This is a genomic window from Rhizobium sp. USDA 3886 (assembly GCF_056279785.1).
On the sequence record NZ_JBWCDC010000003.1, the window covers coordinates 1,350,632 to 1,365,888 of the forward strand.

15 protein-coding genes are annotated in these 15,257 nt (G+C 59.3%); 3 read left to right on the forward strand and 12 right to left on the reverse strand.

Annotated elements, in window-relative coordinates; all coding sequences use genetic code 11:
- Position 1 precedes the first annotated feature (1 nt).
- The 5 genes from ACZ9BX_RS29395 to ACZ9BX_RS29415 all read right to left on the reverse strand — a co-directional run bounded on the left by ACZ9BX_RS29395 (position 2) and on the right by ACZ9BX_RS29415 (position 3,966).
- Positions 2–1,333, reverse strand: a complete 1,332-nt coding sequence (locus ACZ9BX_RS29395) for an ABC transporter substrate-binding protein (protein WP_476221748.1) — start codon at positions 1,331–1,333, stop codon at positions 2–4.
- Between the two features lie 464 nt (positions 1,334–1,797).
- Positions 1,798–1,998 carry a DUF2905 domain-containing protein gene (locus tag ACZ9BX_RS29400; protein WP_027510900.1) on the reverse strand — a complete coding sequence of 67 codons (201 nt, stop codon included), beginning with the start codon at positions 1,996–1,998 and terminating at the stop codon, positions 1,798–1,800.
- Between the two features lie 63 nt (positions 1,999–2,061).
- Positions 2,062–2,772 (reverse strand): TetR family transcriptional regulator, encoded by a 711-nt coding sequence (locus ACZ9BX_RS29405; RefSeq protein WP_476221750.1) that lies wholly within the window; start codon positions 2,770–2,772, stop codon positions 2,062–2,064.
- A gap of 20 nt (positions 2,773–2,792) precedes the next feature.
- The gene (locus ACZ9BX_RS29410) at positions 2,793–3,809 is read right to left on the reverse strand and encodes an amidohydrolase family protein (protein ID WP_476223080.1); all 1,017 of its coding nucleotides are present in this window, start codon (positions 3,807–3,809) and stop codon (positions 2,793–2,795) included.
- The gene (locus ACZ9BX_RS29415; protein ID WP_476223137.1) at positions 3,694–3,966 is read right to left on the reverse strand and encodes a hypothetical protein; all 273 of its coding nucleotides are present in this window, start codon (positions 3,964–3,966) and stop codon (positions 3,694–3,696) included. Before ACZ9BX_RS29415 ends, ACZ9BX_RS29410 begins: the two co-directional genes overlap by 116 nt.
- Positions 3,967–4,233: 267 nt before the next feature.
- Between ACZ9BX_RS29415 and ACZ9BX_RS29420 the strand changes: the two genes are divergently transcribed.
- From ACZ9BX_RS29420 to ACZ9BX_RS29430, 3 genes are all read left to right on the forward strand, one after another.
- Positions 4,234–5,019: an ABC transporter permease gene (locus ACZ9BX_RS29420; protein WP_476221752.1), complete on the forward strand. Its 786-nt coding sequence runs from the start codon at positions 4,234–4,236 to the stop codon at positions 5,017–5,019.
- A gap of 97 nt (positions 5,020–5,116) precedes the next feature.
- Entirely contained in the window at positions 5,117–6,052 is a 936-nt protein-coding gene (locus tag ACZ9BX_RS29425; protein ID WP_476221754.1) for an ABC transporter substrate-binding protein, read from the forward strand.
- 43 nt (positions 6,053–6,095) lie between these two features.
- Complete coding sequence (locus ACZ9BX_RS29430; RefSeq protein WP_476221756.1) at positions 6,096–6,890, forward strand: ABC transporter ATP-binding protein; 795 nt, start codon at positions 6,096–6,098, stop codon at positions 6,888–6,890.
- Between the two features lie 368 nt (positions 6,891–7,258).
- On the opposite strand, the gene ACZ9BX_RS29435 is transcribed toward ACZ9BX_RS29430, so the two are convergent.
- The 7 genes from ACZ9BX_RS29435 to ACZ9BX_RS29465 all read right to left on the reverse strand — a co-directional run bounded on the left by ACZ9BX_RS29435 (position 7,259) and on the right by ACZ9BX_RS29465 (position 15,233).
- The gene (locus ACZ9BX_RS29435) at positions 7,259–7,939 is read right to left on the reverse strand and encodes a DUF6064 family protein (protein WP_476221757.1); all 681 of its coding nucleotides are present in this window, start codon (positions 7,937–7,939) and stop codon (positions 7,259–7,261) included.
- Positions 7,939–8,859 (reverse strand): aldo/keto reductase, encoded by a 921-nt coding sequence (locus ACZ9BX_RS29440; RefSeq protein WP_476221759.1) that lies wholly within the window; start codon positions 8,857–8,859, stop codon positions 7,939–7,941. Before ACZ9BX_RS29440 ends, ACZ9BX_RS29435 begins: the two co-directional genes overlap by 1 nt.
- A 243-nt stretch (positions 8,860–9,102) precedes the next feature.
- The gene (locus ACZ9BX_RS29445; protein WP_476223081.1) at positions 9,103–10,179 is read right to left on the reverse strand and encodes an ABC transporter ATP-binding protein; all 1,077 of its coding nucleotides are present in this window, start codon (positions 10,177–10,179) and stop codon (positions 9,103–9,105) included.
- Positions 10,180–10,189: 10 nt separating this feature from the next.
- Positions 10,190–12,118 carry a glycoside hydrolase family 127 protein gene (locus ACZ9BX_RS29450; RefSeq protein ID WP_476221760.1) on the reverse strand — a complete coding sequence of 643 codons (1,929 nt, stop codon included), beginning with the start codon at positions 12,116–12,118 and terminating at the stop codon, positions 10,190–10,192.
- A gap of 24 nt (positions 12,119–12,142) precedes the next feature.
- Positions 12,143–13,006, reverse strand: a complete 864-nt coding sequence (locus ACZ9BX_RS29455; protein WP_476221761.1) for a carbohydrate ABC transporter permease — start codon at positions 13,004–13,006, stop codon at positions 12,143–12,145.
- Positions 13,003–13,917 (reverse strand): carbohydrate ABC transporter permease, encoded by a 915-nt coding sequence (locus tag ACZ9BX_RS29460; protein ID WP_476221762.1) that lies wholly within the window; start codon positions 13,915–13,917, stop codon positions 13,003–13,005. Before ACZ9BX_RS29460 ends, ACZ9BX_RS29455 begins: the two co-directional genes overlap by 4 nt.
- 77 nt (positions 13,918–13,994) lie before the next feature.
- Positions 13,995–15,233 carry an ABC transporter substrate-binding protein gene (locus ACZ9BX_RS29465; protein WP_476221763.1) on the reverse strand — a complete coding sequence of 413 codons (1,239 nt, stop codon included), beginning with the start codon at positions 15,231–15,233 and terminating at the stop codon, positions 13,995–13,997.
- Positions 15,234–15,257 lie beyond the last annotated feature (24 nt).

Here is a 15,257-nt window from a genome sequence, read left to right on the forward strand (position 1 = left end):
CTCAACTCCTCCCCCGATAGCGCTCGATCGCGGCCTCGGCGCGCGCGTCGATCGCCCGGACGGCATCTTCGGGCGACTTCTCGTCGATCCAGCATAGGTTCCGCTGCTGGGTACAGGCGAGGTGGATCTCTGGATAGGCGGTGAGGTTCGTGTCGCCGCTGAGCTTGATGCCCTCGTCGAGGAGCACCCGGCGGAACGAGGCGACGTCGAAGAAGCGCTCGGGCTCGCTGCCGAGGAGCCCGGCGAGGATCGCGTCGCCGTCGAGCTGGTCGAGCGCCGGGATCTTGCCGCCCTTCATCATCGGCCTGCCGCCCTTCGTCACCCAGTATTTGACGAACTGCCAGGCGAGCTCCTGCCGCGGCGAATTCGGGTTGATCATGATGAAGTTGTTGAAGGTCCCGGTGTTCCAGTCGCCGCCACCCGGAACTCTTGGTACGGGTGCGCAGCTCACGACAAAGTCATGAGGATAGTTCTTCAGATCCTTGAGATAGCGCAGGTTGAACGGTGCGGTTGGCCAGACGGCGAATTCGCCGGTGAGGAACCCGTTCTGCTGGTAGACCTCCAACCTGCGGGCGAGCACCTCGGTCCAGGGATAGGCGCCGCCCTCCCGGATCATGTCCTGCCCGAGCCTCAGCCATTCGAGGAAGCGCGGATCGGCGAAGTTCGACCGGCCGTCGGCCGTGTACCAATAGTTGGGGCCGATCGCGATCCTGGCGGTGTCCGGTGCGGCGTAAGCCCCAGGCGAACCGGGCGTGGCGAGGCGCCGCGCGAAGGCGCGGAAATCGTCAATGGTCCAGGCTCCCGGCAGTTCAACATGAGCCTCTTGCCGCCGCCGCTCATTGACGAGGACGAAATTCGGCTCGCGCGCGGTCGCGAGCGCCAGGATCCGGCCGTCCGACCAATAGGCGCGGGACTGCTGCCGGTCCAGGAATGGCGTAAGCTGCGGATCAGCCGCCACTCGGCCGGTGAGATCGGTGGCGAGACCGGAATCGGTGCGAAGCGCAAGCGATGCCAGCGGATAGGAAAAGTAGACGTCGATCTCGACCCCGCCCTGGAGCGCGGTGTCGAGTTTGAGGTTGCCCCAGTCGTCGTTGACGAAGCGGGTGTAGTTGACCTTCGAGCCCGGGTTCTCCCGTTCAAAGCCCTTGATCACTTCTGCCGGCCCCGAGGCCGCCGGCACGCCTCCCCAGACCTGCAAGACGCCGCCTTCGGCCTTTGCGCGGCGACCAGGAAGCACGGCGGCAGCCGCAAGTGCCCCGACTCCCACCAGCAGCCTGCGCCGGCCAATCCGAGATTGGACCTGCACCTGTCGAACCTCGCACCCGGCATCCACGATCCGCCTCCGTCGTTCGTTGTTGCTATGGCGAAAAAGATTATCGATTATTTATGAAATCACAATAGAATATGCAAATCTTTTTCACGCGGCGCCATCATAAGAGCCAAGTCGGAAAGACGACTCTTGCGCTCGCCATAGCCAACCATCGCTCGTCGATCGATCTTGATCTTGAATCCGACGCAGACCTCCTCACGCCGCCAGGCGGCCAGCCTTGGGCCATCGAAATCAAACGCAGCTTGGCGCCAAAACCCGAGGAAGGGTTCTATCTCGCTTGCGAGGATCTAGATCCCGCGCGGCGCATCGTCGTCTACGGGAGAGATTCTTTCCCATTAAAGAGTGGTTCGATGCCGCTGGCCTCCGTAGGCAAAGCTCTGCTTGCCCTTGCTTGATGTCCTGTCGATCCTGCCCGCGGCGCCTTCAACGATGTTTTCTACGCCGTCCAGCAATATGCGTGACGTTTTTCAACGACTGAAGAGCCAGAACATCACCGACAGCACGATGCTGAAAAGCAGGCCGGTGGTAATTGGGATATAAATGGAGAAATTCCCGCGCTCGATGAGGATGTCGCCCGGCAGTCTGCCTAGGCCGAGACGCGCAAGCCACGGCCAGAGAATACCGATCACCACGAAAGCAAGCCCGATGATGATGAGGACTCTGGACACGGCACACCTGCTATAAGACGTCGGTCGATTAAATAATGACCGATTTCGGTATCAGCAACAATCTCACATAGCGGTCACATAACCAAGGACGAGCCCCTGGATATGGTCCAGTCTTTCTTCCAAGGCGGCTGGTGATAAGAGATCTCTGCCGAAGATTGCGGAAAGCGTGTGATTGTTAGAGAGATAAAAATACGAGAGCGCCGCTATTGATATGTAAAGTTGGACCGGGTCGATATCCTTGCGGAACTCGCCGCTCTCCACCCCACGCTTCAAGACCTCGGCGAGCATGGCCACCAATGGCGAGTTCAGGTCCTTGATGTTGGGCAGCGCTGAAATATGCCGTGCCCGGTGCAGGTTCTCGCTGTTCAGTAATGTTATGAATTCCGGATTGTCGATGTAGTACTTCCAGGTGAATTCGGTCAGCTTGCGGATCGAGTCCCGCGGGTCCATCTCCGTCAGGTGGAGGTTGGATTCGGCATCGCGAATCTTGGCGTAGGCTTCAAGAAGAACCGCGGTGTAAAGGTTCTCCTTGTTGCGGAAGTAATAGAATATGAGCTTCTTGTCGACGTTTGCCCGCTCCGCGATTCGGGCGATACGCGCGCCGCCGAGGCCAAATTCCGCGAATTCCGCGCGGGCCACGTCCAACAGCAGTTTTCTCGACCTGTCCGCATCCCGGGAACGCGCTATTGCCTCGCTCGACGCCTCGTCTGAAACCCTTTTGGTTTCCCGTGCACTTTCCATTGTTTTCCCATGAGCATCGATCTGAACGGCCATTTGCATTGACACCTAGCAACTCACAGCCGTGGCGTGAAGTTAGGAACGATGAGACCCGCGAGGTTCTTTTGGCCGATAGCTAAAACGTCATCATCCGGAAGTACCAAGTCATCCAACGACCGTAGCGTTTCCCTGACGAGATAAGAACCGCCTTCAGCATCGAACGGAAAATCCGTCGCGAAGACGACCTGATCGGTTCCGAAAAAATCCAGGCCACACCGAAGGGCGCCCGCTGAGCCCGAGAGTGACGTATCCCCATAGAAGTTCTTGAAATACTCCACGACGGGCTTTCTCAGCGGGCGCGGCAGCAGGTCAACATCAGATGGCGGGGTTCTCGAACCCATTTCGAGACCCCAGCCCTGCTCGATGCGTCCCGCAAAAAAGGGTATCATTCCGCCCATGTGATGCGTGAGGATCCTCAAGTGCGGATGACGGTCGAACAGACCTGACAGCGCCAGTCGAGCCATGGCAACGGACGATTCATAGGGCCAGCCAAAACACCACCAAATTTCGAACTTCGACTTCGCTTCCGTTGGATAGTCGGGCACAGGTCCCCTGATTGGATGGAGCCAGACAGCGCGGCCGGTCGCTGCAATAGCGTCCCAGATGGCCTGGAATCTGGGATGGTCCAATGCCATGCCTTGAACGTTGCTGGGCAATTGAAAGCCAATTGCGCCGAGACTGATCGCCCGGTCGATCTCCTGATGGGCGGCAGTCTCGTTGCCCATGCTGATTCCGGCGACGAAGTAAGGAAAACGCCTTGGGTATTGACGCACGAGATCAGCCAAGCCGTCATTCATCAACGTCGAAAGGGACGCGGCTTCCTCTACGTCTGCGATTTCGTCGAAAGCGGGCATCGAGGGCGTGAGAACCTGTGCATAATTCTCAAACTGATCCATGATGCGAAACCGCTCGTCGAGATCATAAAGCGATTTGAGCGTGAGCCACCGCTTCAACGGCCCGGAGGCGCTTGCGACCTTCTGGATTTGTCTGAAATAGCTCGGCGGGAAAATGTGCGTCCAGGCGTCGATCGATATGTGCGGATTGATCTGGCGTTTGCGCATTGTTGAATTTCTCCGGGTCCGAAAACGCCCAGCCGATAGGCACATCGTGACAAGCAAATGCCATCCATCGAGCGGCGACCGAACCACGCTCCCCGTCAAGAAAATTATTCACCAGACGATGAATTGTCAATTCGAACCCATGCCCTGCTTTGCGCCGCACACGCAAGAGGCATAGGTCGACGCGGCCCACCTAAGGATTGACTTCACCGGGGAACCTGATGTTAATTCCCTATCTGGTGAATAACATGTTCTTTCCGGGAGGATCGATCCTTTTGAGGCAAGGATCGAAAGGCCTGCTGGCTGGGAGCAGAAACAGCGGGCAGGTTCAGGTTTATGCGGGAGGAGCGACAGATGATGCAAAGCGCATCGTATGGAGTCATTAAGCGGGAGGCTTAAGATGATGTACGCAATAATCAATTCGCCGTGGGTTCGGCCGGTCATTTTGGTCGCTGCCCTGATTCTGGTGTGGGACCTATCCATCCGGATCTTCGGCATTCCCGCATACCTGATCCCGACCCCTCTCGACGTCGGAAACCAGCTCTACACGCAGTGGCCCATGCTTGCTGCGGAAACGCTTCCAACGCTTCAGGCGACTGTCGGCGGATTTGTACTCTCTGTTGTCATCGGGGTCCCGCTTGCCATGCTGATAGCGTATTCCCGGACGATTGAGAGCTATCTCTACCCGCTGCTGGTGTTTTCCCAAAGCATTCCGAAGGTTGCTATCGCGCCTTTGTTCGTGGTCTGGTTCGGGTTTGGTATTCTTCCCAAGATCATCGTTGCCTTTTTGCTCGGCTTTTTTCCGATCGTCGTATCGACGGTGATGGGCTTTAAATCCCTTGAAGCCGACCTGATCGACCTTGCAAGGTCGATGGGCAGCACACGCCTTAAGATGTTCTATAAAATCAGCCTGCCCAACGCTCTGCCGGCAATCTTCTCCGCCATGAAAGTCTCCATCACGCTTGCGGTGGTGGGTGCCGTCGTCGGCGAATTCGTCGGATCAAACTCCGGCATTGGCTACGTGTTGCAGCGCGCGAACGGAAATTTCGATTTGCCGCTGATGTTTTCCGCCCTCATCGTTCTTTCGATGATGGGTGTTTTCCTTTTCGTGCTGATCGATCTCGCCGAAAAGCTCGTATTGCCATGGCACATCTCCAATCGCGGCGACGCGCTCGCACCGACCTGAGACGTTCATGACTTGGATCACTAACGGAGGAAAAGTGATGCAGATTCCCAAGATAATCAAAGCCTGTGCGGTTTTAGCTGCGATTTCGGCGGCATGCGTGACAAGCGCGCCAGCGCAAAGCCTCGAAAAGGCGACGCTGATGCTCAACTGGTACGTTACCGGCCTTCATTCACCTTTGATTCTGGGAAAGCAGAAGGGCTACTTCAAGGAGGAGGGTATCGACCTTGAAATCCTGGAGGGCCGTGGATCTGGCCCCACCGTGCAGGCCGTTGCGGCTGAGAACGTGATGTTCGGCTTTGCCGATCTGACGTCGATGATGGCGCTCGTAGCCAAGGGCGCGCCGGTGATTTCGGTCGGCTCGGCATTGCAGACGAGTCCGTTCGCCGTCGTCAGCCTGAAGGAAAAGGGGATTGAAAAGCCTTCTGACATCCAGGGCCGGACTATCGCGATGACACCGGGCGATTCTCCGTCACAGTCCTGGCCGCTCTTCATGGAAAAGAACGGACTTCAGGCATCCGATTTCAAGACCGTCAGCGGTGACGCGAAGACCAAGGTCAACGCCGTGATCACGGGCCAGGCCGATGCACTTCTTGGCTTCGCCACCGATCAGGGCAGCCAGATCGAATCGGTGACCGGCAAGCCAGTGACCAACATGCTCTTCGCCGACTATGGAGTGAACAGCATCGGGTCCTCGTTCATCGTCAACCTCGAAACAGTGGAAGAAAACCCGGAGCTCATCAAAAAGGTCATGCGGGCGGCCACCCGCTCCTTCGAATATACCGTCCAGCACCCCCAGGAGGCTGTCGACGCCGTGCGTGCCAGCTATCCGAATGCAGGATCGGCAGAGAGTCTGCTGTCTGGTCTGAACACGGCGATTCCTCTGCTCAAGAGCCCGGGCTCGGCCGACCTGAGGCCGCTGCGCGTGACGTCTGCACAAATCCAGGAAACCATCAAGACCATGATTGCGGTCGGGACGCTGAAAACCTCGGATGACGACGTTTCGAAGTACTATACCGATGCCTTCCTTCCGTAAGGGATCGGCGATGACGGAACCGGTCCACCTTTTTGAGGAAAAAATGGAAGCCAAAGAGCCGCAGTCTAGGCCGGGGATCCCGCTCATTGAACTCGACAACGTGACAAAGCGTTTCGGAGCCTTCGAAGCGCTGCGTCCGATCAATCTGTCGATCAGTGACGGGGAGTTCGTCTCGGTTGTGGGGCCATCGGGCTGCGGAAAGAGCACGCTGCTGAGACTGGTTGCGGGCTTGGCTCCCGTGACGGACGGAGCGGTCCGTTTGGCGGGAAGGGAAATCAGCGGGCCTCAAATCGATGTCGGTATTGTCTTTCAGAGTGCGGTACTGCTCGCATGGCGCGTCGTCATCGATAACATACTGCTGCAGGCGGAGATGCGGAATATGGACATGGTCGAGGCCCGCAGACGGGCCGAGACCTTGATCGAGATGGCCGGCCTAAAGGGGTTCGAAAACAAGTACCCGTGGCAACTGTCCGGCGGCATGCAACAGCGTGCCTCTATCTGCAGGGCGCTCCTGCACGATCCGAGGGTCTTGCTTATGGACGAGCCGTTCGGCGCACTCGACGCAATGACCCGAGAGAAGATGAATCTCGAACTTCAACGTATTTGGCTTGGATCGAAAAAGACCATTCTCCTGATCACCCACAGTATTCCGGAAGCCGTCTTCCTTTCAGATCGGGTGGTCGTCATGAGCGAACGTCCCGGTGCGATCTCGGAGGTTTACGACATCGATCTTCCTCGACCGAGAGGCCTGGATGTCATGGCGTCGCCCGCATTTGCCACTTATACAAGAACGATACGCAAGCATTTCTATGCGCAAGGCTCGCTGGACGACCATTGAATTAAAGATCGGCTCCAGACGCTGTTGCGCGATGGGATCTAGCGCGTCTTCATTCTATGTTCGCGCCACCGCTGTAGCTGTCGACGTATTTCCTTTTCCTCTTGACCGACACCCGCTAGCAGACGCCGAGTTCCGGGACCATCCGGTTTGAAAGCAGGACACTTGACGACTGGAGCGACCGCGCTTCTGCCCGCAAGGGAGCCTATTTGCCGCAACAGACGCCGCCGGCCACAGCCATGCGGGGCTTCGAGCGTCGGATAGTGTCCAAGGGGGAAGACGGATGCACGTCAGCTTCCCTCGTTACCCAAGCCAAACTCCACCACGTGGTGCAGGGCCCTCCTTGAAGAAAAAGACGAAAAGTGCAGTCGTCATCTTGGCCTCCCGTGCTGAGCGATGATCATTCCGATGCAGGCTGCGAGCGCGAGCATCACGGCCGCAAAAGCTGCCCACGCCTCCGGCGCTCCCATGCTCCAAAGGGTTATGCCGCTTAAAAAACACCACAGAAGGGGGATGGGAAGGAGCAACGATAACGTCTTGCCGCGGGCGAGAAGCAGAAAACCTAACGTTCCGATCGCTGTCGGATCGGGGGCAATGCCGAAAATCTCCGACGAGGCCCAAACCCGTCCTTGCAGCGGCGCAAGCAGCGGCTGCCCGGCAAGAGCGAAGGCAAGAAGCACATATCCCATCCAGCCGGCGGGCCCACGCCGGTCGAAGACGAGGCCATTGAGCAGCGTACCGACGGCGAGGAGCAGCACGGCCTCAACGGCGAAGACTGGTGCGACATAGGCGGCCGCCCAGTTTATGGTCGTGTAGCGGTTCCAAAGGAAAGACCATCCGACGAAGGCCCAAAGGATCGCGAGAACGAGCGCGACGAAGCGCCCTGAGGCGTACGGCTGCCGTACGGCAAGCGCAATCGCGGCAAAGGCGAGGCCAACCGCGAGCGCCTGTAGCGGCCAGAGGGCCGCATTCTGCAACTCGAACATCCGCCAGTAGACGCGTGGCGAAAAGAGCAGAAAATCCTCAAGGCTGTAGGTCCACCATTCCGGCATCAAAGATCCTGCACGTGGGCCACCATGCGCTCGCGCGTGGCGGCGTCTGGCAAGGAGCCTGTCGCCGCCGCGACGTTTTCGCGCACATGGTCGACGCGGGTGGTTGCTGGGATCGCGACGGTGACGGCCGGGTGGGCGAGAATGAACTTCAGGAGGAACTGAGCCCAGCTCGATGCACCGAGTTCGGCCGCCCATTCGGGCATAGGTTCGCCCTCGAGCCGGCGAGTCAGCGCGCCTTGCCGGAAGGGCCGATTGATGATCACGGCAATACCGCGCTCTTCCGCCAACGGCAGGATCCGCTCTTCCGCCTCGCGATCGAGGATATTGTAGGAGAGCTGTACAAAATCGATGGGTTCGTGCCGCATGATCTGTTCAAGAAGATCATGGCGGCGCCCTTCTGAGGTCGTGATTCCGACATAGCGCACTGCGCCGGCCGCCTTCATCTCGAACAGGGTCTGCAGATGCGCCTCCCAGGCAAGGAGATTGTGGACCTGGATGAGGTCGAACCGCGGTACATCCCAGAAAAGGCGGGATTGCTCGATCTGCCTTGGGCCGTCAGCGCCCGACGACGTCCAGACTTTCTCCGCCGAAAACAGCGCCGCGGGCCGCCCGAGCTTCCGCAGGCCATGGCCGATGACCGGTTGCGATGAGCCGTACATGGGCGAAGAGTCGATCATGCATCCGCCAGCCTCGAAGAAGGCTGCCATGACGCCCGCGCATTCGTCCATGAGCGCCCGATCGTCGCCGACATTGAAGGTGATCCACGTCCCAAGCCCGACGGCCGGAACTTCCTCGCCGGTCGACGGGATGCGGCGCATGACAGGCCGCCCGTCCTGGGGGTGTGCCAAGACTGGCGGGAAAATCGTCGCGGCCATCATAGCTAAGGAGGCCCGCACCAGCATTCGACGTGTCGTCTGCATACGTCTCCGTGATTCCGACGGCAATTAGGCCTGTCCGACGAGGGGCGACGGCCGATCTCGATTACCTCGGGCTTTGTAGGGATTTTAGGACGTCGCTGAGGATCTGCAAAGGGTCGGTTGCGATCATATGTCCCGGCTTGAGAATCCGTTTATGAGAATGGCCAGCCATCCTTGGATTGTCGAGCCGTTCGATCCGCAGCCATACGCGGCGAGATTCCCATCAGTCTTATCGACAACCGATTTCTAACCTGCCAGGCGCTGCCCATTTGCATTGAAGAAACGGCGCTCGGTCGTCTCGCTTGCAAGACGGACAGTGTCGCCGGCCTCGATTGCCAGCGGTGACCTGTGTTCTGCGGTGACGGTCTGGCCATCTTCGAGCTGACAGTACAGATACTGGGTTCCACCCAAATACTCGGAAAAATCGACCTTGGCTTTTAGGGTCTCCGCCCCAGCCTCAGCGACAACGAAATGCTCCGGGCGAACGCCGAATGTCAGCCTGTCGCCGGCTGAAAGCTTGCCGGCTGCAATCGGTGCCGGGATGACGGTGCCGGCGATTCTGATCGTGCCGTCACCCGTCCATGCGGCTTCCAGAAGGTTCATTCGCGGTGAGCCGATAAAGCCCGCGACGAAGACATTGGCCGGATTCTCGTAGACTTCGCGCGGCGTTCCCATTTGTTCGATGCGTCCATCGCGCAGAACGACGATCTTGTCGGCAAGCGTCATCGCCTCAGTCTGGTCATGCGTCACATAGATCATCGTGTTGCCGAGCTCGCGATGCAGCCGGGCGATTTCGATGCGCATCGAGACCCGTAACTCCGCATCCAGGTTGGACAGCGGTTCGTCGAACAGGAAGACGTCTGGCTTGCGCACGATTGCCCGGCCGATCGCGACGCGCTGGCGCTGGCCGCCTGAGAGCTGGCCGGGCCTGCGGTCGAGCAGATGCTCGATCTTCAGAATCCCGGACGTCGCCTTCACGCGTGTCTCGATCTCGGCTGTCGCCGTTTTCGCCATCTTCAGCCCGAAGGCGAGGTTTTCGCGCACGCTCATGTGCGGATAAAGAGCGTAGGACTGAAACACCATGGCGATGCCCCGGTCCGACGGATCGAGATCGGTGACGTTGCGTCCCTTGATCTCGATCTCGCCGTCCGTGACCTCTTCGAGGCCGGCGATCATGCGAAGCAGCGTCGACTTTCCGCAGCCGGAGGGGCCGACGAAGACGACAAAGGAGCCCTCGGCGATTTCAAGGTCGATGCCATGGATGACATCGAAGCTGGCGAAGCTCTTTCGGACGCCGGACAGCACGACGCCAGTGTCTGTCATCTTACTCACTTTACTCACCGCTCGAGCCACCTGCTCTGACCCAGACAAGCATCTCACCCGGAGCCCGGTTATCCCAGAACGGGTAGGGCACAAAGCGCGCGGTCGCTTCGCGTGCCTGCGGCGGCGACGTCCTGTAAAGCGTGTTGCCCCAATCGGTTTCATCGCGTGTCACCGGCAGATCCAAAGCGACGGCGCCGCGAAGCTCGGCGATCTCGGCAGTTGTGGCTTTTGACGCATCGGCGCTGAGCCGGATACCGTTCAAGCCGGAACCGTTGTCCGTCGCTTCGACGCAATAGACAAGCGGCCCGCGCATCAAAGCCGCGCGGCCGGCATCCTGGCGCACCAGCGGATTGGCAAAGAGCGAGCGCGCCGCAAGGGGAATGTCGAGATCGACATGATCGCCGCTTTTCCATTCCCGTTCGATGCGGGCATAGCCGTCGAGCATCACGGATGAAAGATCGAGCGCCTCGCCATTCACCTTGATTGCGGCGTCGTCGGCCCATTCGGGGATGCGGAGCGACACGGCGAAATGCGCCGGTTTTTCCATCTCGATGTTAAAATGGATGGCGCCATCCCAAGGATAGCGCGTCTCCTGCGCGAGCGTGATCTTCGAGCCCGCGATTTCAAAGCGCGCCCTGCTTTCTCCATAGAGATGGACGGCAATCTCGTCGTCGGCAACGGCATACATATAAGATCCGATGGAGGACAGCAGGCGCGCAATGTTCGGCGGGCAGCAGGGGCAGTGATGCCAGATCCAGCGATGGTGCTTGCCGGCGCTCTCAAGCGGATTTTCATAGAAGAACGTCCTGCCATCGAGCGAAATGCCGGCCATTGCGCCATTGTAAAGCGCCTGCTCCATGATGTCGGCATAGCGGCGATCGGGACCGCGGCCCAGCATGCGGCTGGCCCAGAACACCAGGCCGACCGAGGCGCAGGTTTCGGCGTAGGCGCTCTCGTTCGGCAGGTCGTAGTAGTCGGTGAACCCTTCATTGGACGCGGCTGGGCCGATGCCGCCGGTGATGTACATCTGCTTGGTCGTGAGGTCGTCCCAGAGTGTTTCGAGTGCAGCGGTCAGGGTATCGTCGTTATATTCCGTCGCGATGTCTGCCATGCCGGAATAAAGATACATGGCACGCACCGCATGGCCGACCACCTTCTTTTGCTGCCGCACCGGCTCGTGAGCCTGGTTGTATTCGTAGGTACTCTGGATGAAATTTGCCGGATCGCGCCCGTCGCGGATCGCCTCTTCGGTAAAGAAATGCGGCTCGGCGCCGCGCTCGTCGATGAAATACTTGGCGAGATCCAGATACTTCTTCTCGCCGGTCACGCGGGCGAGCCTGACCAGCGCCAACTCGATCTCTTCATGGCCGCAATAGCCCGGTATCTGGCCTTCGCCGTGGCCGAAGACCTTGATCACGTAGTCGGCATACCGGCACATGATATCGAGCAGCTTGCGCTTGCCCGTCGCCTGAAAATAGGCAACCGCACCTTCGATCAGATGGCCGGCGCAATAAAGCTCGTGGTGGTCGCGCAGATTGGTCCAGCGACGGCCTGGCTGGACGCGCTGGAACCAGGCGTTGAGATAGCCATCCTTGTCCTGCAGTTTCTCATACATGCCGATAATGTCGTCGACGCGGGCTTCCAACTGCGGATTGGGGCGCCGGTAGAGCGAATAGGCGACCGTCTCGATTGATTTGCCAAGGTCGCTGTCCCAGAACATCTGCGTCGTGCCGCCCCAGGGCTGGATCGGGATCACGACGCCGGGGCCTGGCTGGCTCGTATCGATCGCGCGCAGCATGCCGGCCTCCACGCACCGGTCGAGAAGCGTCTCGGCCGTGGACGCGCAGATCGCGTCCTGACGATCGCCGAAGAGCCCGTGCAATTCGACGCTCGGAACGGGAAGGGGGCGGAACTGGCGGTCTCTTTTCAGCTTGTTCATGGCTTCATCCATTTTGTCTTGAGATCACTTTACCGCGCCGGCCATGAGCCCGCGCATGTAGTAGCGTTGCAGAAGCAGGAAGACGATGAGGCAGGGGATCGTCATGACGACGACGCCGGCCTGCACCGCGCCCCAGTTGATCGCGCCGAGGCGGCCGGCGCGCACCGCCGTCATGAGGACGGGCAGGGTGTATTTCTCATTACTGGAAAGCAGCACGAGGGCCGCAAGGAACTCGTTCCAGGCATTGAGGAACGCAAAGATCGCGACGGTCGCGACACCGGGCAGGACAAGCGGCAACAGCACGCGCACAAGGAGCTTCAAATCGCGCGCGCCGTCGATACGCGCAGCCTCCTCGATCTCTTTCGGGACGGCATCGAAAGCATTGCGCATCATGAAGACGGAAAAGGGAAGCTGCAGCGTCACATAGACGAGCGTCAGCCCGAGCAGCGAATTGTTGAGCCCGAGCTTTGCAAGGATGATGAAGAGCGGCGTCAGGATCGACTGGAAGGGGATCATCAGCGTCATGATGATCAGCACGAAGAGCACGTTCTTCAGCGGAAAGCGATAGCGCGAAAATCCGTATCCCGCGAGCAGGCTGACCACGACTGTCAGGACAACGGTGGCAAGCGAGACGAGCAGCGAATTGACCATGTGCCGCCAGATGCCGGCGCCGAACGTATCCAGCAATCTGTAGGAATCGAAGCTCACACCCGCCGTCGGCCATGGCGGCAGAGGCGGCAGGCTCGCTTCGGTTCCGTGCCGGAACGAGGCAAGCAGCGTGACTGCGAATGGCGCCAGAAAGAAGATCGCGATGGCGATCCCGGTCAGGTGGTAGACCGACTTCGAGCGGAGGCGCTTGCGCGCGCGGCGTTCCTTCGCGGAGATCATGGGCGATCCTCCCCGACACGAAGCAGCCAGAGCTGTATGATGCTGATCGCCACCAGGATCGCGAGAAGCACGATCGACAGCGCTGCGCCATAGCCGAGGTTGAAAGACACGAAGGACTGATTGAAGATGTAATAGACGACCGAGATCATCTTGTTCTGCGGCCCGCCGGCCGTCATGATGTAGAACTGGTCAAAGGCAAGGATCGAACCAGTGACGGAGACGATCAGCGCCAGCGCGATCGTCTTGCGCATCAAGGGCAGCGTCAGATGCACGAACCGCTGCCAACGGCCGGCGCCATCGATGCGGGCCGCCTCCGTCAGTTCTGCAGGAATAGCCTGAAGCCCGGTCAAAAGGATGATCATGGTAAAGCCCGCGATCTTCCAGACGACCATTACGACAACGGTCAGGAACGCCGTGTCGAAGGTCGCAAGCAGGTTTGGGCTCTTCTCGACGAGGCCGAGGCCTTTCAAGGCAGGACCGACGAACCCGCTGTCGACATTGGCAAGCCACACCCAAAGCAGGGAGGCGGTTGCAAGGCCGACGACGACAGGCAGAAAGATGATCGTGCGGTAGGCGCTGACGAACTGCCGTTCCTTCTCGACGAAGATCGCCAGCGGAAAGGCGACCACGAAGATCGCGACAGTGACGATCACGGTATAATAGGCCGTGAAATTCAGCGCCGTCATGAAGCGGCCGTCGTTATACATGCGGAAATAGTTGTTGAACCCGATCCAGCGCGAGGCCCCCATCAGCGGCCAATTATGAAGGCTCATCCATCCGGTGAAGATAACCGGCATGATGAAGAAGACGATGACGAGCGCCATGGCGGGTGCGATATAGGCAAGGCCACGCCATTGTGATCTTCGCCGCCTGGGCGCGGACGATTGGCGCTGCAAGCCTGAACCTATCATCGAAAAACGCTCCGCATCTGTCATTAAGATTGGCCGGGAAGCTGCCACCGCTCCCCGGCCCACGGCCGGGAGAGACGTTATTGGCCGCTGTCTATGATCGACTGCATTTCCGATTGGGCGTTTGAAAAGGCGCCGTCGACATCGTCGCCGAAAATCGCGGCATTGGTGAAGGTAGCCCACGGGCCGTTGGCGCTGTTGATCAGATCGTTGAACTGCAGCGTATAGGGCGTCTTGGCAACGCTGATCGCCTCAAGTCCGACCTGCATACGCGGATCGAGACCCTCCAGCACCTTTTGGGCGATGTCGCCGCGCGTCGGCAGGCTGCCGTACTGTGCCATGACCTTCTGGCCGTCCATCGAATAGATGTATTCGAGGAATTCCTTCACTGCATCGATCTTTTTCGTGCCCTTGGTGATGACGAAATTATCGCCGCCTGCGAAGGAGGAGGGCTTTCCATCGACGCTTGGAATGAGGGTCACGCCGAAGTTGATGTCCGGATGCTCGGTCACAAGCGTGCCGATGGCAAAGGCGCCGAGGCTTTGCTGGCCGATCTTGCCGTTCGTAAAGGTCAGGAAGTTCGTACCGTTGTCGCTTGCCGCACCTGCCGGCACGAGGTCCTTCTTGACCATGTTGCGATAGATATCGACCGCCTTGCGCATTTGCGGCGTATCGAGCGTCGCCGTCTTGCTGTCGGCCGAGAGGATATCGGCGCCGGCACCCCAGACGAGCGGGGTGAAGGTGAAGATCATGCAGCCGCCGCAGCCGCCACCTGAGAAATAGAAGCCATAGGTGTCGTCACCGAGCGCGCGGATCTTTTCCGCGTTGGCGGTAATCTCGTCCCAGGTCGCCGGCGCCTTTTCCGGGTCTAGGCCGGCCTTCTTGTAGAGGTCCTTGTTCCAGGCAAAGACCGAGGTCTCGACTGAGAGCGGTAGGCCGTAAATGCGGTCCTGATAGGTGCCGAGGCGAACATGCGACGGCGACAGCGCGTTGAAATAGGGCAGGGATTTTGCCCAGTCCGTCAGGTCTTCCAACTGGCCGGCCGCAGCAAAGGCGGGGTTGTAGATGAGGTCCATCGAAAGGGCGTCGGGCGCTTGTCCGCCGGCGATCGCCGTTGCATATTTCTGCACCAGTTCGGAAAACGGCACTTCGGTTGCGTTGACCTGGTTTTCGTGGCTGGAATTATAGGCTTCAACGACCTTCTTGAAGGCGTCGCCGATCCCCGAGCGGACCCACATTTCAACTTTTTCGGCGGCCGATGCTCCCGATACCAGGCATAAGGTAGCGATGCTGGTCGCTGCCAATAGACGCTTGATCATGACGTTCCTCCCAATATGGCGCGT

What these genes read in the sequence shown, in the direction of transcription:
- ACZ9BX_RS29440 (WP_476221759.1), bottom strand. Translation starts at nt 8,859, where the DNA reads ATGCAGACGACACGTCGAATGCTGGTGCGGGCCTCCTTAGCTATGATG.
- ACZ9BX_RS29430 (WP_476221756.1), top strand. Translation starts at nt 6,096, where the DNA reads ATGGAAGCCAAAGAGCCGCAGTCTAGGCCGGGGATCCCGCTCATTGAA.
- ACZ9BX_RS29460 (WP_476221762.1), bottom strand. Translation starts at nt 13,917, where the DNA reads ATGATAGGTTCAGGCTTGCAGCGCCAATCGTCCGCGCCCAGGCGGCGA.
- ACZ9BX_RS29450 (WP_476221760.1), bottom strand. Translation starts at nt 12,118, where the DNA reads ATGAACAAGCTGAAAAGAGACCGCCAGTTCCGCCCCCTTCCCGTTCCG.
- ACZ9BX_RS29445 (WP_476223081.1), bottom strand. Translation starts at nt 10,179, where the DNA reads ATGACAGACACTGGCGTCGTGCTGTCCGGCGTCCGAAAGAGCTTCGCC.
- ACZ9BX_RS29420 (WP_476221752.1), top strand. Translation starts at nt 4,234, where the DNA reads ATGATGTACGCAATAATCAATTCGCCGTGGGTTCGGCCGGTCATTTTG.
- ACZ9BX_RS29455 (WP_476221761.1), bottom strand. Translation starts at nt 13,006, where the DNA reads ATGATCTCCGCGAAGGAACGCCGCGCGCGCAAGCGCCTCCGCTCGAAG.
- ACZ9BX_RS29465 (WP_476221763.1), bottom strand. Translation starts at nt 15,233, where the DNA reads ATGATCAAGCGTCTATTGGCAGCGACCAGCATCGCTACCTTATGCCTG.
- ACZ9BX_RS29405 (WP_476221750.1), bottom strand. Translation starts at nt 2,772, where the DNA reads ATGGCCGTTCAGATCGATGCTCATGGGAAAACAATGGAAAGTGCACGG.
- ACZ9BX_RS29435 (WP_476221757.1), bottom strand. Translation starts at nt 7,939, where the DNA reads ATGCCGGAATGGTGGACCTACAGCCTTGAGGATTTTCTGCTCTTTTCG.